The sequence below is a fragment of the Streptomyces sp. 8N706 genome (assembly GCF_052245415.1).
In the GTDB taxonomy this organism is placed as follows: Bacteria; Actinomycetota; Actinomycetes; order Streptomycetales; family Streptomycetaceae; genus Streptomyces.
This window is the reverse complement of the sequence record NZ_JBQQBW010000015.1, coordinates 38252-56229: the sequence shown is the minus strand read 5'-3', so window position 1 is coordinate 56229 and position 17978 is coordinate 38252. Positions and strand designations below refer to the sequence as shown.

General features: G+C 71.1%; 16 protein-coding genes and 2 pseudogenes. 11 read left to right on the top strand and 7 right to left on the bottom strand.

From position 1 onward, the window contains the following. Positions 1 to 8 precede the first annotated feature (8 nt). The 3 genes from gndA to ACTWQE_RS08790 all read right to left on the bottom strand — a co-directional run bounded on the left by gndA (position 9) and on the right by ACTWQE_RS08790 (position 3735). The gene (gene gndA, locus ACTWQE_RS08800) at positions 9 to 1448 is read right to left on the bottom strand and encodes an NADP-dependent phosphogluconate dehydrogenase (protein WP_443328267.1); all 1440 of its coding nucleotides are present in this window, start codon (positions 1446 to 1448) and stop codon (positions 9 to 11) included. Between the two features lie 407 nt (positions 1449 to 1855). Continuing rightward, a complete protein-coding gene (locus ACTWQE_RS08795; RefSeq protein ID WP_443328266.1) occupies positions 1856 to 2332 on the bottom strand; it encodes a DUF5709 domain-containing protein in 477 nt (158 codons plus the stop codon). Between the two features lie 341 nt (positions 2333 to 2673). Continuing rightward, the gene (locus ACTWQE_RS08790) at positions 2674 to 3735 is read right to left on the bottom strand and encodes an ATP-dependent DNA ligase (RefSeq protein ID WP_443328265.1); all 1062 of its coding nucleotides are present in this window, start codon (positions 3733 to 3735) and stop codon (positions 2674 to 2676) included. A 77-nt stretch (positions 3736 to 3812) separates the two neighbouring features. On the opposite strand from ACTWQE_RS08790, the gene ligD reads away from it, so the two are divergent. Next, positions 3813 to 4817 carry a non-homologous end-joining DNA ligase gene (ligD, locus tag ACTWQE_RS08785; protein WP_443328264.1) on the top strand — a complete coding sequence of 335 codons (1005 nt, stop codon included), beginning with the start codon at positions 3813 to 3815 and terminating at the stop codon, positions 4815 to 4817. A gap of 16 nt (positions 4818 to 4833) precedes the next feature. On the opposite strand, the gene ACTWQE_RS08780 is transcribed toward ligD, so the two are convergent. Further along, the gene (locus ACTWQE_RS08780) at positions 4834 to 5370 is read right to left on the bottom strand and encodes a cysteine hydrolase family protein (RefSeq protein ID WP_443328263.1); all 537 of its coding nucleotides are present in this window, start codon (positions 5368 to 5370) and stop codon (positions 4834 to 4836) included. Positions 5371 to 5566: 196 nt separating this feature from the next. On the opposite strand from ACTWQE_RS08780, the gene ACTWQE_RS08775 reads away from it, so the two are divergent. From ACTWQE_RS08775 to ACTWQE_RS08750, 6 genes and pseudogenes are all read left to right on the top strand, one after another. Then, positions 5567 to 6595: a PHP domain-containing protein gene (locus tag ACTWQE_RS08775; protein ID WP_443328262.1), complete on the top strand. Its 1029-nt coding sequence runs from the start codon at positions 5567 to 5569 to the stop codon at positions 6593 to 6595. 25 nt (positions 6596 to 6620) lie between these two features. Beyond that, a pseudogene (locus ACTWQE_RS08770) lies at positions 6621 to 7142 on the top strand ((2Fe-2S)-binding protein); the annotation flags it as partial. A gap of 16 nt (positions 7143 to 7158) precedes the next feature. Next, positions 7159 to 8097, top strand: a pseudogene (locus tag ACTWQE_RS08765) (FAD binding domain-containing protein); the annotation flags it as partial. Next, positions 8094 to 10220, top strand: a complete 2127-nt coding sequence (locus ACTWQE_RS08760) for a xanthine dehydrogenase family protein molybdopterin-binding subunit (protein ID WP_443328261.1) — start codon at positions 8094 to 8096, stop codon at positions 10218 to 10220. The pseudogene ACTWQE_RS08765 and the gene ACTWQE_RS08760, both read left to right, overlap by 4 nt. Before the next feature lie 59 nt (positions 10221 to 10279). Continuing rightward, entirely contained in the window at positions 10280 to 10633 is a 354-nt protein-coding gene (locus tag ACTWQE_RS08755; protein ID WP_443328260.1) for an MMPL family transporter, read from the top strand. Positions 10634 to 10779: 146 nt separating this feature from the next. Beyond that, positions 10780 to 11163, top strand: a complete 384-nt coding sequence (locus tag ACTWQE_RS08750; RefSeq protein WP_443328259.1) for an ATP-binding protein — start codon at positions 10780 to 10782, stop codon at positions 11161 to 11163. Between the two features lie 195 nt (positions 11164 to 11358). Here the strand turns inward: ACTWQE_RS08750 and ACTWQE_RS08745 are convergent, their stop codons facing one another. From ACTWQE_RS08745 to ACTWQE_RS08735, 3 genes are all read right to left on the bottom strand, one after another. Continuing rightward, positions 11359 to 12234: an RNA polymerase sigma factor SigF gene (locus ACTWQE_RS08745; protein WP_443328307.1), complete on the bottom strand. Its 876-nt coding sequence runs from the start codon at positions 12232 to 12234 to the stop codon at positions 11359 to 11361. A 322-nt stretch (positions 12235 to 12556) separates the two neighbouring features. Further along, positions 12557 to 13003 (bottom strand): Crp/Fnr family transcriptional regulator, encoded by a 447-nt coding sequence (locus tag ACTWQE_RS08740; RefSeq protein ID WP_443328258.1) that lies wholly within the window; start codon positions 13001 to 13003, stop codon positions 12557 to 12559. Between the two features lie 191 nt (positions 13004 to 13194). Beyond that, positions 13195 to 13815, bottom strand: a complete 621-nt coding sequence (locus ACTWQE_RS08735; RefSeq protein WP_443328257.1) for a TetR/AcrR family transcriptional regulator — start codon at positions 13813 to 13815, stop codon at positions 13195 to 13197. Positions 13816 to 13930: 115 nt separating this feature from the next. Between ACTWQE_RS08735 and ACTWQE_RS08730 the strand changes: the two genes are divergently transcribed. From ACTWQE_RS08730 to ACTWQE_RS08715, 4 genes are all read left to right on the top strand, one after another. After that, positions 13931 to 14806: an ABC transporter permease gene (locus ACTWQE_RS08730; RefSeq protein ID WP_443328256.1), complete on the top strand. Its 876-nt coding sequence runs from the start codon at positions 13931 to 13933 to the stop codon at positions 14804 to 14806. Beyond that, entirely contained in the window at positions 14799 to 15590 is a 792-nt protein-coding gene (locus tag ACTWQE_RS08725; protein ID WP_443328255.1) for an ABC transporter ATP-binding protein, read from the top strand. The genes ACTWQE_RS08730 and ACTWQE_RS08725 overlap by 8 nt, the downstream gene beginning before the upstream one ends. A gap of 128 nt (positions 15591 to 15718) precedes the next feature. Continuing rightward, positions 15719 to 17179, top strand: a complete 1461-nt coding sequence (locus ACTWQE_RS08720; RefSeq protein ID WP_443328254.1) for a lipase maturation factor family protein — start codon at positions 15719 to 15721, stop codon at positions 17177 to 17179. Between the two features lie 236 nt (positions 17180 to 17415). Further along, positions 17416 to 17964, top strand: a complete 549-nt coding sequence (locus tag ACTWQE_RS08715; protein ID WP_443328253.1) for a ferritin-like domain-containing protein — start codon at positions 17416 to 17418, stop codon at positions 17962 to 17964. The last annotated feature ends 14 nt before the right edge of the window (positions 17965 to 17978 follow it).

Here is a 17978-nt window from a genome sequence, read left to right as displayed (position 1 = left end):
ACCGCGCGTCAGGCGGGCGCTTCGCTGCGGTCCGCCCCCCAGCGCGTGTGGAAGCTGCCTTCCCCGTCGACGCGCCGGTAGGTGTGGGCGCCGAAGTAGTCCCGCTGGCCCTGGGTCAGCGCGGCCGGGAGCCGGTCGGCGCGCAGGGCGTCGTAGTAGGACAGAGCCGCGGAGAAGCCGGGCGTGGGGACGCCCTGGCCCGCGGCGGTGGCGACCACCGCGCGCCATGCCTCCTGCGCGTTGCCGACCTCCTCGGCGAACTCCTTGTCGGCCAGCAGCGTGGGCAGGTGGGGGTCCGCGGCGAAGGCTTCGCGGATACGGTCCAGGAACGCGGCCCGGATGATGCAGCCGCCGCGCCAGATCGCGGCCACCGCGCCGAGGTCGATGTTCCAGCCGTACTCCTCGCCCGCGGCACTGATCATGTTCCAGCCCTGCGCGTACGACACGACCTTCGAGGCGTACAGCGCCTGTTCCACCTGATCGGCGAAGCGTTCGGCCTCGTCGCCGCCCAGGGCCTTCCCCGCCGGGCCCGGCAGGCCGCGGGCGGCCCGGCGCAGCTCGGCGTGGCCGGAGACGGACCGGGCGAAGACCGCCTCGGCGATGCCCGAGACCGGGACGCCCAGGTCGAGGGCCGTCTGTACGGTCCAGCGGCCGGTGCCCTTCTGCTCGGCCTGGTCGGCGACCACGTCCACGAACGGGCGGCCGGTGGCGGCGTCGGTGTGGGCGAGGATCTCGGCGGTGATCTCGATGAGGTAGGAGTCGAGGCGGCCGGTGTTCCAGGTGCGGAAGGTCTCGGCGATCCGGCCGGGCTCGTATCCGGCGACGCGGCGCAGCAGATCGTAGGCCTCGGCGATGAGCTGCATGTCGGCGTACTCGATGCCGTTGTGGACCATCTTCACGAAGTGACCGGCGCCGTCGGGGCCGATGTGGGTGCAGCAGGGGGTTCCGTCGTCGGCCTTGGCCGCGATGTCCTCCAGCAGGGGGCCCAGCGCCTCGTACGATTCGGTGGATCCGCCGGGCATGATGCTGGGGCCGTGCAGCGCGCCTTCCTCGCCTCCGGAGATGCCGGTGCCGACGAAGTGGATGCCCTGCTCGCGGAGGGCGGCTTCGCGGCGGCGGGTGTCCTCGAAGTGCGCGTTGCCGCCGTCGATGATCATGTCACCCGGCTCCAGCAGCGGCGCGAACTCCTCGATCACGGCGTCGGTCGGGGCGCCCGCCTTCACCATGATGACCAGCCGCCGGGGCCGTTCGAGGGAGGCGACGAAGCCTTCGGCGGTCTCGGACGGGATGAAGGTCCCCTCGTGGCCGAACTCCTCGACGAGGGACCGGGTCCTGGCCGCGGTGCGGTTGTGGACGGCGACGGTGTGACCGTGCCGGGCGAAGTTCCGGGCCAGGTTACGGCCCATCACCGCGAGGCCGGTGACGCCGATCTGTGCCAACGTGTCCATGCTCAACTCCAGGGATGGTGGCGAAGGGTCCATGGCCGTCCGCCATGGCCTCCACTCGTAAGCGTGCTCCTGAAACCCCAGTGGTGCTGCGTTCCGCCCACATTCTCACGATGTGAGCCGCCGCCTTTCGATCTGTAGATACGCAGGCGTGGAACAGGGCGCTCAATGGGGCTCCGGTGGAGCCGTCACGGTCGGTGCGGTGGCCGAGGGTACCGCGCGGCGCCGGATCCCGCGCGTCGGCCGGACGGTCCGCGGCGCTCCCGTACAGCGGTGGTGACCTGCGGCGGCGCGGCTGGGCCGGGTGGCTCGCCGCGAACGCACCGGCCGGCGCCGGGAGGCGCGGGAGGGGTGCGGGAAGGCGTGCGGTGAGGGCCCCGCTACGCGGCCCGGCGACCCTGTACGTGCCGTCAGCCTTGTTCGGACCATTCCCCGGTCTCGGGGACGATGTGCACGGCGGCTTCCTCGGCCGACGCCGCCGCGCCGTCGATACCGATGTCGCTGGCGACCATGTCCTTCTCGTCGTCCGGGTGGGCGCCCTCGTCCGGAGCCACGAGCCGGCCCGCACGCCGCTCTCCGACTTCCTCGTCCCACAACTCGCCGTCGCCGTCCGGCAGATCCCCGAGACCGTCCCCGTCCGGCACCTGGACGTCCGGCGTTTCATGGGCGAGCCGCTCCTCCAGGGGCTCGCCGTCGTGCTGCTCCCCCGCCGTCGTGCCCAAGCTCTCCACGCCCCAGGGTCTCTCCGGCGGCGAGTACCCCTCGTCGAGGACCTCCTCCAGCCCCCGGTCGTCGAGCGTGTCCTCGGGTTCGAGCAGACCGGCGTCGTCCTGCACCTCGGATCCGTCCGGCTGATAGACGTCGTCGCCCATCATGTTCTCGCTCATCGCTGGGCCTCGCTGATTCGTGAGCGGCGCGGGCCAGTCACCTCGAACTGCACGATCACAACGCCTTTACGGGGGCCTTTCGTCTCCAGCATCGCTCAGTCCCCGCCGCGGGTCCAGACAGGAGCCGCGGAGCTGTTCTAGGGCGTGTTTCGAAAGTAGCGCCGTCCGCCCGAAGGGCGGGGTCGCGGCGGCTGGTGCGTGCGATCGCAAGGCGGTGGGGGTACCCCCGGCCGGAGGCTGGGGGAGGTCGTCCTCGTACTGGGCGTACTCGGACGAGCCCGACAACGCAGCGAGCGTGCGTGCCAGGCGTCGCGGGCCAGGCGGGACTTTCGAAACACGCCCTAGGCGCCCAGGACCTCGCCGAGGTCGTAGCGGACGGGCTCCTCGAGCTGGGCGTAGGTGCACTCGCCCGGCTCCCGGTCCGGTCGCCAGCGGCGGAACTGTGCCGTGTGGCGGAAGCGGTCGCCCTGCATGTGGTCGTACGCCACCTCGACCACCCGCTCCGGGCGCAGCGGCACCCAGGACAGGTCCTTCGTGCCGGTCCAGCGGCTGGGGGCACCGGGCATACGGCTCTGGGCGTGCGCTTCCTCGCTCACCCAGTCCGCCCAGGGGTGGCCTTCGAGCGAGGGCATGCGCAGGGGCTCCAGCTCGGTCATGAGCTGCTCTCTGCGGCGCATGGGGAACGAGGCGCAGACGCCGACGTGCTGGAGACGCCCCTCGGCGTCGTGGAGGCCGAGGAGCAGGGAGCCCACGACGGGGCCGGTTTTGTGGAGCCGGAGACCGGCCACGACGCAGTCGGCGGTCCGCTCGTGCTTGACCTTGACCATGACGCGTTCGCCCGGACGGTAGCCGAGGTCGGGGTGCTTGGCGACGACCCCGTCCAGGCCTGCCCCTTCGTAGCGCCGGAACCACTGCTCGGCGACGGCGAGGTCGTCGGTGGCGGGGGCGGTGAAGACCGGGTCGGTGGCGTCCGCGAGCGCCGCGGTGAGCGCGTCCCGGCGCTCGCGCAGTGGTGTGTCCATGAGGGACGCATCGCCCAGGGCGAGCAGGTCGAAGGCGACGAAGCCGGCCGGCGTGGTCTCGGCGAGGAGCCGTACGCGGGAGTCGGCGGGGTGGATGCGTTCGAGGAGCGCGTCGAAGTCGAGGCGGCCGCCCCGGGCGATGACGATCTCGCCGTCGATGACACAGCGGGGTGGCAGATGGGTGCGCAGAGCGGTGACCAGCTCGGGGAAGTAGCGGGTGAGCGGTTTACCCGAACGGCTGCCGATCTCGATCTCGTCGCCGTCCCGGAAGACGATGGCCCGGAAGCCGTCCCACTTCGCCTCGTACCGCATGCCGGGAGGGATCGTGGCCGCGGACTTGGCCAGCATCGGCTTCACGGGGGGCATCACCGGAAGGTCCATGATCCTGATTGTGGTCCCGCTCCCGGCCGCGCGCCCGCCGGGAGGCGGCACGGCGCACCACGGCCTAGCGTGGCCCTATGGGAGAGACGGTGGAGCTCACGGTGGGCGGGCGGTCGGTGCGGCTGTCCAACCCCGAGAAGGTGTATTTCCCCGAGCGGGGGTTCACCAAGCTCGACCTCGCCCGCTACTACCTGGCGGTCGGCGACGGCATCCTGCGGGCCCTTCGGGACCGGCCGACGACGCTGCAGCGCCACCCGGAGGGCGTAGAGGGCGAGTCGTTCTTCCAGAAGCGGGCCCCCAAGAACCTGCCGGAGTGGATCCCGACCGGGAGGATCTCCTTTCCCAGCGGGCGGCACGCGGACGAGATCTGCCCCACCGAGCCCGCCGCCGTGGTGTGGGCGGCGAACCTGGGCTGTCTGACCTTCCATCCCTGGCCGGTCCGGCGGAATGACACCGAACACCCCGACGAGCTGCGGATCGATCTCGACCCGCAGCCGGGGACGGACTACGACGACGCCGTACGCGCCGCCCTGGAGCTGCGTGAGGTGCTGGCCGGCCTGGGCCTGCGGGGGTGGCCGAAGACCTCGGGCGGGCGCGGGGTGCACGTGTTCGTTCCGATCGAGCCGCTGTGGACCTTCCCCCAGGTACGCCGGGCCGCCATCGCGGTCGCGCGGGAGCTGGAGCGGCGTGCTCCGGAACGGATCACGACGAAGTGGTGGAAGGAGGAGCGCGGCGCGAAGGTCTTCGTCGACTACAACCAGACCGCCCGGGACCGGACCATCGCGAGCGCCTACTCCGTACGCCCCTATCCCCATGCCCCGGTCTCGGCGCCGCTGCGGTGGGGTGAGCTGCTCGAGGCCCGGCCGCAGGATTTCGACCTGGCGTCGATGCCGGTGCGCTACGCCGATCTCGGGGATGTGCACGCGGACATGGACGACCACGCGTTCCGGCTGGAGTCCGCGCTGGAGTCGGCCGCCCGGGACGAGCGGGAGCACGGACTCGGTGACCTGCCCTATCCCCCGGAGCATCCCAAGGTCGCGGGGGAACCCAAGCGGGTGCAGCCCAGCCGCGCCAAGCACTGAATGATCCGACGGAGCGTCAGAATTCGACCTTCTCGGCGCGGCATAGCTCGGCGCCCATATTGCGCTCCATCATGCGCAGCGCGGCCTCTGCGAGATCGTGGTGGATAGGGGCGACCGCGTCATCGGCGACGGCGACGGTCAGATGCCGGATGTGCGCGTCCAGGGCGGAGTACAGCACGCACTGCTCGGTGACCTGTCCGGAGAGGACGATGCGGCTGATGCCCTGTTGGGAGAGCAGATACTCCAGCGGTGTCTGGTAGAAGATCGAGTGCCGTGCCTTCACCACGAAGAGCGAGCGGTCGTCGGGCCGGACCGGCTCGACGAGATCGGCGTGCGAGCCCCGCAGGGCCACGTCGAGGATCTCGTCGTGGTGGGAGCGCCACCGTCCGAAGTTGTCGTTGACATAGATGACGGGCACGTCTTCGTCGCGGGCGCGGGCGATGAGGCCGCTCATGGCGGGCAGGGCCGCGCGGACGGAGGGGATGAGGAGATCGGCGTCCTCGTGCTCATAGGTGTTGATCATGTCGATGACGATGAGTGCCGTCTGCCGCATGGTCGCCTCCGTCCCGGGGCCGCTCACCCCTGCACTGTCCACGGTAGGCGCCCCGTGTCCACCGGAGGCGCCCGAGGACGCCTGCCCGCTCGGCGAGCGCGGGCCGGGGGATTGCGTCACGGTGGACAGTACGGCCGCCGGGTGGCCCGTACCGCCGACAGGTGGCCGGTGCGGCCTGGTGAGGAAGGAGCGGGCTGTGGATCCGGTGGCGGCCTTGGAGCGGATCGCGTTCCTGCTGGAGCGCGCCCAGGCCCCCACCTACCGGGTGCGTGCCTTCCGTACGGCCGCGGCCACCCTGGCGGAGCTGCCACCGGCGGAGGTCGAGCGCCGGACGGCCGCGGGCACGCTGGAGTCCCTGAAGGGGCTCGGGCCGAAGACGTCCCAGGTCGTACGGGAGTCGCTCGAGGACCGGATCCCCGCTTATCTGGTGCGGCTGGAGTCCGAGGCGGACGAGCCGCAGGCGGCCGGCGGCCAGGAGCTGCGCGCGGCGCTGCGCGGGGACTGCCATGTCCATTCGGACTGGTCGGACGGGGGCAGCCCGATCGATGTGATGGCGCGTACGGCGGCGGCCCTCGGCCACGACTGGGCGGCGCTGACCGACCATTCGCCGCGGCTGACGGTGGCGCGGGGGCTGTCGGCCGGCCGGCTGCGCGAGCAGCTGGAGGTGGTGGCGGAGGTGAATGCGGAGGTGGCGCCGTTCCGGCTGCTGACCGGTATCGAGTGCGACATCCTCCTCGACGGTTCCCTGGACCAGGAGGAGGAGCTGCTCGACCGGGTGGACGTGGTCGTGGCCTCGGTCCACTCCAAGCTGCGGATGCGGTCCGCGGAGATGACCCGGCGAATGGTCCGGGCGGTGCGCAATCCGCTCGTCGATGTGCTGGGGCACTGCACGGGCCGGTTGCTGTCGGGGCGTGGCCGGCCCGAGTCGCAGTTCGAGGCCGAGAAGGTGTTCGCGGCGTGTGAGACATCGGGGACGGCCGTGGAGATCAACTGCCGGCCGGAGCGGATGGATCCGCCCCGCCGGCTCTTGCGCCAGGCCGTGGAGGCGGGGGTGTTCTTCGCCATCGACACCGACGCCCACGCTCCGGGACAGCTCGACTGGCAGATCCACGGGTGTGCCCGCGCGGCGGAGTGCGGTGTTCCCGAGGAGCGGGTCATCAACACCTGGACGGTGCACCAGTTGCGGGACTGGACGCGCACCCGCACATCCCCGCGCGCACAGTGACCCACGGGAGGCGAAGGAGCGGCTCATGGCAGGGACGGACTACGCGTCGGCGGTGACCCTGCACGTCAACGGCGAAGCGCGCGAGCTGGTGGTCGACCACCGCACCACCCTCCTGGACGCCCTGCGGGAGCGGATGGGCCTCACGGGAACGAAGAAGGGCTGCGACCACGGGCAGTGCGGCGCCTGCACGGTGCTGGTGAACGGCAGACGGATGAACAGCTGCCTGCTGCCGGCCGTGGCGCACGACGGCGCCGAGATCACCACCGTCGAGGGGCTCTCCTCCGGCGGTCGGCTCCATCCGCTGCAGGAGGCGTTCCTGGACCGCGACGCCTTCCAGTGCGGTTACTGCACCCCGGGCCAGATCTGCTCGGCCATCGGCGCGCTGCGGGAGATGGCGTCGGGGTGGCCGAGCGCCGTGACCGGGCCCGGGCACCGCACCGGGGAGCCCGTACCGCCCGGCGACGAGGAGATCCGGGAGCGGATGAGCGGCAACCTCTGCCGCTGCGGGGCGTACCAGACCATCGTCCGGGCGGTCGGGGACGTCGCGGGAGACCGTACCGGCCGGGACGCGGGCCAATCTCGTCGATCTGATGAAGCTCGGAGTGGAGTCCCCCGGCCTGCTGGTGGATGTGACCGGGCTCCCCCACGACACCATCGAGCCGACCGCCTCCGGCGGGCTGCGCATCGGCGCGGCGGTACGCAACAGCGATCTGGCCGCCGACCCCGAGGTCGTCGCCCGCTGCCCGCTGCTCTCCCAGTCCGTGCTCGCCGGTGCCTCCGGGCAGTTGCGCAATGCCGCGACCGTCGGCGGCAATCTGCTCCAGCGCACCCGCTGCCTGTACTTCCAGGACGTCGGCAAGCCGTGCAACAAGCGGGTGCCGGGCTCGGGTTGCCCGGCCCGACCGCCCGGTGTGCACCGGGATCTCGCGATTCTCGGAGCATCACCGCACTGCATCGCGACGAACCCCTCGGACATGGCCGTCGCCCTCGCGGCCCTCGACGCGGACGTACTGGTGCACGGGGTGTCGGGCCCGCGGACCGTACCCGTCACCGAGCTGCACCGGCTGCCCGGCGAGCACCCGGAGCGGGACACCGTGCTGCTGCCCGGCGACCTCATCACGCATATCGAGATCGGGCCCGTGCCCGAGGCGGTGCACTCGCTCTACCGCAAGGCCCGTGACCGCGCCTCGTACGCCTTCGCTCTCGCCTCGGTGGCCGCCGCGCTGGAGGTGCGCGAGGGGACGGTCCGCCGGGTGCGGCTCGCCTTCGGCGCGGTGGCCCCCAAGCCGTGGCGGGCGCGGGTCGCCGAGGAGCGGCTGCAGGGCGCGGAGGCCACGGAGCGGTCGTTCGCCGGTGCCGTCGAGGCGGAACTGGCCGCCGCCGAGCCACTGCCCCAGAACGCCTTCAAGGTCCCGCTGGTCCGGAATCTCGCCGTCCGGGCCCTGACCGACCTCGCGTCCGGGGGGTTCGCCGCCGGCCGGGCGCCGGAGGACGCGCGATGAACGCCCCGAGCGGTCCGGGCGAGCCGGTCCCCCGTATCGAGGGCCGTGACAAGGTGACCGGCGCCGCCCGGTACGCGGCCGAGCACTTCCCCGACGGCAGGGTGTACGCCTGCCCCGTCCCCGCCACGATCGCCAAGGGCCGGATCACCGGCGTCGACTGTGCGCGGGCCCTCGCCGAACCGGGTGCGCTGACCGTCCTCACCCATGAGAACGCCCCGCGTCTGGCCGACTCCGGCGAGGCCACCCTCGCCGTACTGCAGTCCGCGCACGTGGCGCACCGTGGCCAGTTCGTGGCCCTGGCCGTGGCGGAGACCCTGGAGGCCGCCCAGGCGGCCGCCGCGGCCGTACGGATGGACTACGCGCCCGAGCCCCATGCGGTGCTGCTCGAACCGGGCGACGGCGACAGCGGCGAGCACGCCCCCGGCAGGGCGGACGACCGGTCCACGGGCAGCCGCGCGTGGGGCGACTTCGACGGCGCCTACGCCGCGGCGGACGTGCGGATCGACGCCGTCTACCGGATTCCCGCACTGCACAACCACCCCATGGAGCCGCATGCCGCGACCGCGGTGTGGGCGGGCGGCAGACTCCGCGTGTACGACTCCAGTCAGGGGGCGGGCGCCGTCCGCCAGGCGCTCTCCACGCTGTTCGGCCTGGACCGGAACCGGATCACCGTGGTCGCCGAGCACGTCGGCGGTGGCTTCGGTGCCAAGGGCACACCCCGGCCCCATGTCGTCCTCGCGGTCATGGCGGCGATGCGAACGGGCCGCCCGGTGACGCTCGCGCTGCCCCGGGCACGGATGGCTGCCGTGGTGGGCCACCGGGCCGCCACGGAGCAGCGGGTACGGCTCGGCGCGGCGGCCGACGGGCGGATCCGGGCCCTGGCCCATGAGGTGGACACCTATGTCTCCACGGTGGGGGACTTCCTGGAGCATGCGGCAACCCCGACGCGGTCGATGTACGCCCACCCGAACAGCCGTACGTCCCACCGCATCGCCCGCCTGGATGTGCCCGCGCCGTCCTGGATGCGCGCACCCGGTGAGTGCTCCGGGATGTTCGCCCTGGAGTCGGCCATGGACGAACTCGCCCTCGCCTGCGGTGTCGACCCCGTCGAACTGCGGCTGCGCAACGAGCCGGACGCCGATCCGGACTCGGGGCGGCCGTTCAGCAGCCGTCATCTGACGGAGTGCCTGCGCGAGGGGGCCCGTCGCTTCGGCTGGGACGGCGGTCCCCGGCGCCCCGGTACCCACGCCCGGGGCCGCCTGCTGATCGGAACCGGCATGGCCGCGTCGACGTATCCGGCCGACGTCGTCCCGTCGTACGCCGCGGCGCACGCGGAGACCTCGGGGGACGTACGGATCGAGGTGAACGCCACCGACATCGGCACCGGTGCGCGGACGGTCCTCGCCCAGATCGCCGCCGGCGTACTGGGCCTGCCGCCCGACCGGATCCGGATGGACATCGGCAACAGCGATCTCCCCAAGGCACCGGTCGCGGGCGGCTCCGTGGGCACCGCGTCCTGGGGCTGGGCCGTGCACAAGGCGGCCCGCGCCCTCGCGAGCCATCTGGCCGAGCACCCCGGCCCGCTGCCCGAGGCCGGGTGGAAGGTGTCGGTGGACACCAGGGACGAGGTGGCAGCGCTCTCGGAGGCCTACGCACGGCGGTCGTTCGGGGCGCAGTTCGCCGAGGTCCAGGTCGACCGGGACACCGGCGAGACGAGGGTCCGCCGGATGCTCGGCGTGTTCGCCGCGGGCCGTATCCTCAACCCCCGTACGGCGCGCTCCCAGTTCATCGGAGCCATGACCATGGGCGTGTCGATGGCGCTGATGGAGGGCAGCACGATGGACCCGGTCTTCGGGGACCACGCCGAACGGGACCTCGCCGCCTACCACGTCGCCGTCTCGCGGGATGTACCGGACGTGCAGGCGTACTGGGTCGAGGAGGAGGACCCGCACCTCAACCCGATGGGGGCGAAGGGGATCGGCGAGATCGGCATCGTCGGCGCCGCGGCGGCGGTGGCGAACGCCGTCCATGACGCGGCCGGAGTGCGGCCCCGCGCCCTGCCCATCACCCCCGACGCACTGCTTCCGGCGTTGCCGGACCCCGGCCGGGGGGCAAATCTGTAGAGGACTCGCGGACGGTCTGGGGCCTCCGCCGCAGGAGGCAGCCTTGCACGCTTTCATGCATGCGATCGGCGCGTTCGCCGTCCGCCGAGCCGCATCCGGGAGGAGGCCCGCACGCTGCCCCTGCGGCGGGCCGTCGCCCTGGCGCTGCACGCCACGGGTACGACAGTGACCTCGGCCGGGCTGATCCTGGCCGCCACGTTCGGGGTCTCCGCGCTGACGGGGCGACGGAGGAGATCAAGCAGCTGGGCGGCGCGATCGCCATGGGCATCCTGCTGGACACCTTCCTGGTCCGGGTGCTTCTGGTGCCCGCCGCGGTCATCCTGCTCGGCCGCTGGAACTGGTGGCCGTCGGCGCTGTCCCGGAAGCACCCCGACGAGCACACCGCGCAGCCCGCCCCCCGTGCCGCACCCTGAGCTCCGCTGCTCCGGGCCGCTCCGGGCTGCTGGGCTGCTCCGGCCTGCTCCGGGCTCCCGGAAGCCGTATGAGCATGGCGCCGAAAGGACATTCATGGAACGGCAGTCGGTGGGCAGACGTCGGGGAACGGAGGAGGCGAAAACGCATGGTAGTGATGGAGTCCGATGAGACGGACAGCGCCCGGGCACGGCACGCCACGGCCGACTTCCTGACCAAGGTCTGCCCCTGGGCGGACCTGGATGCCGTGATGCTGGTGGTGTCGGAGCTGGTGAGCAACGCCGCCCAGCACACGGCCGGTTGGTGGCGGCTGCGCGTCCAGGCGTTCCGCAGCCGGCTCGTGGTCGAGCTGGACGACGCCAGCGATGTCCTCCCCACCGCGCGCAGACCGGACATGACCGGTGGCGGCGGGCTCGGGTGGCATATGGTCCAGCGGCTGGCCACCCGCGTGGAGGTTCTCCACCAGCCCAAGGGGAAGACCGTACGTGCGATCTGGCTGCGCGCCGAACCCGCGCCGGGGCACGGCGGGTAGCGCGTAGCGGCGGGTTCCCGCCGTGCCTGGGCACGGCGGGCAGCCGCCGCTTCCGGAACGGTCCGGCGGCCGGGGCACCGGCACCCCCTGGGCGGCCGTTCACCTCCGGCCGCCAGGGGGCGCACCTGTGCTTCCTGTGGCCAGGCGTCCGTTCCACGGGCTCAGGCCCGGGCGATACGGTTCACCGCTACGGGCTCACGGTTGGGCCAGAAGTCCCGCCCGCAGCCGGGCCAGCACCTTCGACAGCAGTCGTGACACATGCATCTGGGAGACACCGAGCTCGGCGCCGATCTCCGCCTGGGTCAGTTCCTCACCGAACCGCAGCTGGAGGATCTTCCGGTCGCGGGGACCGAGCTCTTCGATGAGCGGCTTGAGGGTCTGCAGGTTCTCCACACCCTCCATGGCGGGGTCCACATCGCCCAGTCGGTCGGCGTAGGTGCCACCGCCGTTGTCGGAATTCTCGTCGACCGGGACGTCGAGGGAGCTGGCGGCGTAGCCGTTGCTCGCGACGATTCCCTCGATGACTTCCTCGGTGCTCAGCTGCAGATGCTCGGCCAGCTCCGCGGTCGTCGGCGTCCGGCCCAGGGTGCGGGACATCTCGTCGGTCGCCTTGGCGAGTTCCAGCCGGAGCTCCTGGAGACGGCGCGGTACGTGCACCGACCAGCTGGTGTCGCGGAAGAAACGCTTGATCTCGCCGACGATGTAGGGGACGGCGAAGGTGGTGAACTCCACCTCGCGCGACAGGTCGAACCGGTCGATCGCCTTGATCAGGCCGATCGTGCCGACCTGGACGATGTCCTCCATCTCGTCGGCCCGGTTGCGGAAGCGCGCGGCGGCGAACCGCACGAGCGACAGATTGAGTTCGATCAGTGTGTTGCGGGCGTACTGGTACTCGTGGGTGCCCTCCTCCAGCTCGGCCAGACGGTCGAAGAAGATCTTCGACAGCGCCCGGGCGTCCTGAGGCGCCACTTGGGTCGCGTCCTCGATCCACGGCAGGCCCGCGAGCGTCGTCTCAGCTGCCTGCGAGGTCTCGCTCAGCTCAAGGTCGACCGAACCGGTGGATGCCGTGATGCTCACTACGCCCTCCCATGTCGTATGTCGTGGCTGGACGATGAGCCGTGTACCCGGGCCGTACGCATCCACACATCCGTTACCCCTGCTCGTCGCCCCGGGCCCCCTCGGGCCCCGCCGAGGACCCTCTGTGCCGGGCCCGGGAACGGCTACGCCAGCAGCGCGGCGAAGTCGTCCTCGCGGGCGCGGAGTTCGAGCTCATCGAGGGCCTCGCGGGCAAGGGCAGCCGCCTTGCCGCTCCGTCGCCCGGGAAGCCGCGTCCGGTGCCCGTCCGGGAGCCGACCGCTTCCGGCCCGCCCTTCCACGGCCGACGACAGCCCGGCTACGTCGCGGAGTACGGGGAGAGTTCGAGCAGCCGGGTCCGGGCGGTCTGCAGCCGGTGGGCGAGGATCTCCGCGAAGGTACGCATCAGGACGACGCCGAGTGCGGGGTCCTCGTCGCACAGATCCCGTACGTCGTCCCCGTCGAACACGTAGGCGCGGACCGGGCTCAGCGCCTCGGCGCCGAAGTCCCATTCATACGGGGGGAACAGCCACGACCACCCCAGCAGATCGCCCGGCCCCAAGGTCGCGACGGTCGCTCGCCGCCGGCTCGACAGGCTCAGGTCGAGGGTGACGGCGCCGGAGCGGATCACCCAGAACCCCGCCGCCTTCCCCCCTTCTTCGAAGATCCGGGCGTCCTGAGGGAAGGACACCTCCTCGGCCAGTTCCATCAGACGATCGCGGTAGGCGACCGGAAGGGACCGCAGAAACCGGGGCGCAGTAGTCATGGCCGAGTGCCTCCTCGCCTCCGAACGCCACTGCCAGGCGTCGCCGGGTGGACGTACACCTGGTACCCCCATTGGACCCATGTTCGACCGTCGACGGCATCCTGAACTGTCGTCCCGTGCCTGCCATGGCGAAGCCGGACGGACAGCCAGGAGCCCGGGGTCACCCGGGACCGGCGGGGGCGCTGCTCGGGTCAGGAGGCCCGGTCGGCTTCCAGGACGGCCGCGGCGGTCCGGGCGAGACGGTCCAGATAGCGGTCGGGCAGCGGGGTGCGTACCACGGCCAGCCGCCAGTAGAGAGGGCCGATGACCGTGTCCAGAGCGAACCTGACGTCGGTGTCCTCGGGCAGCTCGCCCCGCGCGACGGCGCTGCGTACGATCGCGCCGCCCACGCTCTCCTGGGCTTTGATGAGGGCGGACTGGAGGGTGTGCGCGATCTCACCGTTGCGGGCAGCCTCCGCCAGCAGGTCGGGCACGATCTGGGAGGCGAGGGGGTGCCGCAGGGCCTGTGCCGTCGATCCCAGCAGGGCCCGCAGATCGCCGCGGAGGCTGCCGGTGTCGGGTGCGGGCGTGTCCTGGATCGCCACGGCGGACACCACCCCGATCACCATCTGCAGCTTGGACGGCCAGCGGCGGTACACCGCGGTCTTGCCGACTCCGGCGCGGCGGGCGACGGCCTCGATGGACATCCGCCCGTATCCGACCGCGGCGAGCTCCTGGAACACCGCGGCCCGGATCGCCGCGGTGACGTCCTCCTGGAGGACGGCGGCTCCGGCGGGGACGCGGCGGGTGATCGGCTTGTCCACTGGTGGCATGCGCTCACTCTACCCGCGCCACGACGAAACGGTTGCGTTGCGTCGCAGAGATGGCCTAGCTTGACGAAACGACGGGACGGTTGCGTTCTGTCGTTGACTCACGGGAGCGCACACCATGGACCGATCCCCCGCCGCCCTGGCAGCCCAGTACGGCTTGACGGTGAGCGGCGCTCGGCCGGGCCTGCCGGAGTACGTCGGCCGGCTGTGGGGGCGGCGGCATTTCCTCGTCTCCTTCTCGCGGGCGAAGCTGCATGCCCAGTACAGCCAGGCTCGACTGGGACAGTGGTGGCAGGTGGTGACGCCGCTGCTGAACGCGGCGGTGTACTACTTGATCTTCGGCGTGCTGATCGGGACCCGGCACGGCGTGGAGGATTTCGTGCCGTTCCTGGTGACGGGAGTGTTCGTCTTCACCTTCACGCAGAATTCGGTGCTGGCGGGCACACGGGCGATCTCGGGGAACCTTCGGCTCGTACAGGCGCTGCACTTTCCGCGGGCCTCGCTGCCGATCGCGCTGTGTCTGACGCAACTGCAGCAGTTGCTGTACTCGATGGTGGTCCTGCTCGCCCTCGTGCTGGGGTGGGGCGAGAGGCCGCATCTCGCCTGGCTGCTGGCCGCCCCCGCGCTGCTGCTGCAGTTCCTGTTCAACGCCGGACTCGCGCTGTTCATGGCCAGGATCGGCAGCCGGTTGCCGGATCTGGCACAGCTGATGCCGTTCACGCTGCGGGCGTGGATGTACGCGTCCGGGGTGATGTTCAGCATCGGCCACCTCACCGCGGGCAGGCGCGTCCCCGGCTTCGTACAGTGGTTGCTGGACATGAATCCGGCCGCGATCCATATCGATCTGATGCGGTTCGCTCTGATCGGCAGCTTCCGGCAGTCGGGACAGCTGCCCCCGTACGCGTGGACGCTGGGCGCGGGCTGGGCGCTGGTGATCGGTATCGGCGGGTTCGTGTACTTCTGGAAGGCGGAGGAGCGCTACGGCCGTGGCTGAAGAGAGCGGTACCCCCGAGGCACGGGTCCCCACCGTGATCGCTGACGATCTGCACATCGTGTACCGGGTGCATGGCGGCCCCCGGGGGAAGGGCAGTGCCACGGCGGCGCTGGCCCGGATGGTCGGGCGGGGCGGGAGCGGATCCGGCGTGCGTGAGGTGCATGCGGTGCGGGGGGTGACGTTCACGGCGTACCGGGGGGAGGCGATCGGTCTGATCGGTTCGAACGGTTCGGGGAAGTCGACGCTGCTGCGGGCGATCGCGGGGTTGCTGCCGGCGGAGCGGGGGAGGGTCTACACCGATGGTCAGCCCTCGCTGCTGGGGGTGAACGCGGCGTTGATGAACGATCTGACCGGTGAGCGGAATGTGATCCTGGGCGGTCTGGCGATGGGGATGTCGCGTGAGGAGATCCGGGACCGGTACGAGGGCATCGTGGACTTCTCGGGGATCAATGAGAAGGGCGATTTCATCTCGCTGCCGATGCGGACGTACTCCTCGGGGATGGCGGCGCGGCTGCGTTTTTCGATCGCGGCGGCCAAGGATCACGATGTGTTGATGATCGACGAGGCGCTGGCCACGGGGGACCGCAAGTTCCAGAAGCGTTCCGAGGAGCGCATCCGGGAACTGCGCAAGGAGGCGGGCACGGTCTTCCTGGTCAGCCACAACAACAAGTCGATCCGGGACACCTGCGACCGGGTGCTGTGGCTGGAGAAGGGCGAACTCGTCATGGACGGCCTGACCGAGGAGGTCCTCAAGGAGTACGAGAAGTCGGCGTCCTCCACCTGACCGACCCCCTGACCTCCGCCGCCGAGCGGATGAAGTACGCCCTCCTGCCCCACCATCGAGCTTCGCCACCGGGGTACGGGTGGTAGGGACATGGCCCATCGGAGGACGCGGTCCGAGGAGCAGCCGGCATGGAGTGGTTCACCGATTCCGACTACTGGCTCAGCCGACTGGTCTTCCAGCGGGCCCTCGCCGCCGTCTATCTGGTCGCCTTTCTGACCGCCGTGAACCAGTTCCGGGCCCTGATCGGTGAGCGCGGGATGCTCCCCGTGCCGTACTTCGTGGAGCGGGTGCCGTTCCGCCAGTCGCCCAGCGTCTTCCACTTCCGCTACTCCGACCGCCTCTTCGCCGCCCTCGCGTGGACGGGTGCCGCGCTCTCCGCGGCGGTGCTGGGCGGGGCGGCCGACGCGGTCCCGCTGTGGGGCTCGATGCTGATGTGGGCGCTGCTGTGGGTGCTGTATCTGTCGATCGTCAACGTGGGCCAGACCTGGTACAGCTTCGGCTGGGAGTCGCTGCTGCTCGAGGCGGGCTTTCTCGCGGTCTTCCTCGGTAACGAGCGCACAGCGCCGCCCGTCCTCGTGCTGTGGCTGCTGCGCTGGCTCCTCTTCCGCGTGGAGTTCGGCGCCGGGCTCATCAAGATTCGTGGTGACCGCTGCTGGCGCGATCTGACCTGTCTCCACTACCACCATGAGACCCAGCCGATGCCGGGTCCGCTCAGCTGGTTCTTCCACCATCTGCCGAAGCCGCTGCACCGTGTCGAGGTCGCTGCCAACCATGTCGCCCAGCTCGGCCTGCCGGTGTTGCTGTTCACACCGCAGCCGGTGGCGAGCATCGCCGCGGGCGGGATCATCGTCACCCAGCTCTGGCTCGTACTGTCGGGGAACTTCGCCTGGCTGAACTGGCTGACCATCATCCTCGCGGTGCCCGCGATCGACGGTGAGGCGGCCGCCGACGTACTGGGGCTGCCCGAGCCACCCGCGCTCGCCCTGGCGCCGGGCTGGTTCGAGGCCGTGGTGATCGCGGCCACTGCTCTGGTCGTGGTGCTCAGCTACTGGCCCGCGCGCAATCTGGTCTCCCGCCACCAGCAGATGAACCGGTCCTTCAACCCGTTCCACTTGGTCAACACCTACGGCGCGTTCGGCTCCATCAGCCGCACCCGCCGCGAGGTGGTCGTCGAGGGGACCGACGAGCCGGTGGTCACGCCGGACACCGTGTGGCGGGAGTACGAGTTCAAGGGCAAGCCGGGCGACCCCGCACGGCTGCCGCCCCAGTTCGCGCCCTATCATCTGCGGCTCGACTGGCTGATGTGGTTCGCCGCGCTGTCGCCGGCCTACTCGCGCTCGTGGTTCCTGCCCTTCGTCGAGAGGCTGCTGGAGAACGATCCGGCCACGCTGCGGCTTCTGCGCTCCAACCCCTTTCCCGACGCCCCGCCCACCCATGTCCGCGCACGGATCTACACCTACCGGTTCACCACGCGGCAGGAGCGGCGGGAGAGCGGGGACTGGTGGGCCCGGACCCTCGTGGGCGACCACCTTCCACCGGTCGCGCTGGAGAAGCCGGCGGGCAGTTCCCCGAAGGACGACACGTCCTGAGGTCACGGGCCGGACCACACCCGCACCTGGAGAGGCGTTCAAGCACCGCGCCGGTCACAGGGGTTCGAGCCGGACCATCGTGGTGTTCGCCGACGGGGCGGCAGGGCTCGGCAGGGTCGGCGGGCCCGATACGGCCGCCCGGCTGAACCGCGGGAACAGGGGCGTGCAATCCGGACGCATCGGGTAACCGCAGCAAGCACGGCGATTGCTCGGCACCGAGAAAGGCGGTTGCAGACATGGCAGAGTTCCTCACCGACATCCGGACCATCAGGGACCGGGCCCGCAATGAGATCGGCAAGGGCCCGGTGACCGACGCGTACGGCGCGGATCTGGGCCGGGTGGTCCAGGTCCTCAATGAGGCTCTGGCCACCGAGATCGTGTGCACACTCCGTTACAAGCGGCATTACTACACCGCAACCGGCCTCTACTCCGAGCCGGTCGCCGCCGAATTCCTCCAGCACTCCCAGGAGGAGGAGCAGCACGCCGACATGCTGGCCGAGCGCATCGTCCAGCTGGGCGGCGAACCCGACTTCAACCCGGACACGCTGACCCGGCGGGCGCACGCCGAGTACGACGCCAGCGCCGACCTGTTGGAGATGATCAAGGAGGATCTGGTGGCGGAGCGTGTCGCGATCGCCGCGTACACGGAGATCGCCCAGTGGATCGGCTCCGGTGATCCGACCACGCGCCGGATTTTCGAGCAGATCCTGGCGCAGGAGGAGGAGCACGCGGACGACATGCGGACGCTGCTGGAGCGGATTCCGCGGGACCGGCCGGGAGTCTGACCCGCCGTCTGAAC

What these genes read in the sequence shown, in the direction of transcription:
- ACTWQE_RS08730 (WP_443328256.1), top strand. Translation starts at nt 13,931, where the DNA reads ATGGACCGATCCCCCGCCGCCCTGGCAGCCCAGTACGGCTTGACGGTG.
- ACTWQE_RS08760 (WP_443328261.1), top strand. Translation starts at nt 8,094, where the DNA reads ATGAACGCCCCGAGCGGTCCGGGCGAGCCGGTCCCCCGTATCGAGGGC.
- ACTWQE_RS08715 (WP_443328253.1), top strand. Translation starts at nt 17,416, where the DNA reads ATGGCAGAGTTCCTCACCGACATCCGGACCATCAGGGACCGGGCCCGC.
- ACTWQE_RS08780 (WP_443328263.1), bottom strand. Translation starts at nt 5,370, where the DNA reads ATGCGGCAGACGGCACTCATCGTCATCGACATGATCAACACCTATGAG.
- ACTWQE_RS08755 (WP_443328260.1), top strand. Translation starts at nt 10,280, where the DNA reads ATGCGATCGGCGCGTTCGCCGTCCGCCGAGCCGCATCCGGGAGGAGGC.
- ligD (WP_443328264.1), top strand. Translation starts at nt 3,813, where the DNA reads ATGGGAGAGACGGTGGAGCTCACGGTGGGCGGGCGGTCGGTGCGGCTG.
- ACTWQE_RS08790 (WP_443328265.1), bottom strand. Translation starts at nt 3,735, where the DNA reads ATGGACCTTCCGGTGATGCCCCCCGTGAAGCCGATGCTGGCCAAGTCC.
- ACTWQE_RS08740 (WP_443328258.1), bottom strand. Translation starts at nt 13,003, where the DNA reads ATGACTACTGCGCCCCGGTTTCTGCGGTCCCTTCCGGTCGCCTACCGC.
- ACTWQE_RS08750 (WP_443328259.1), top strand. Translation starts at nt 10,780, where the DNA reads ATGGTAGTGATGGAGTCCGATGAGACGGACAGCGCCCGGGCACGGCAC.
- ACTWQE_RS08720 (WP_443328254.1), top strand. Translation starts at nt 15,719, where the DNA reads ATGGAGTGGTTCACCGATTCCGACTACTGGCTCAGCCGACTGGTCTTC.
- ACTWQE_RS08795 (WP_443328266.1), bottom strand. Translation starts at nt 2,332, where the DNA reads ATGAGCGAGAACATGATGGGCGACGACGTCTATCAGCCGGACGGATCC.
- gndA (WP_443328267.1), bottom strand. Translation starts at nt 1,448, where the DNA reads ATGGACACGTTGGCACAGATCGGCGTCACCGGCCTCGCGGTGATGGGC.
- ACTWQE_RS08735 (WP_443328257.1), bottom strand. Translation starts at nt 13,815, where the DNA reads ATGCCACCAGTGGACAAGCCGATCACCCGCCGCGTCCCCGCCGGAGCC.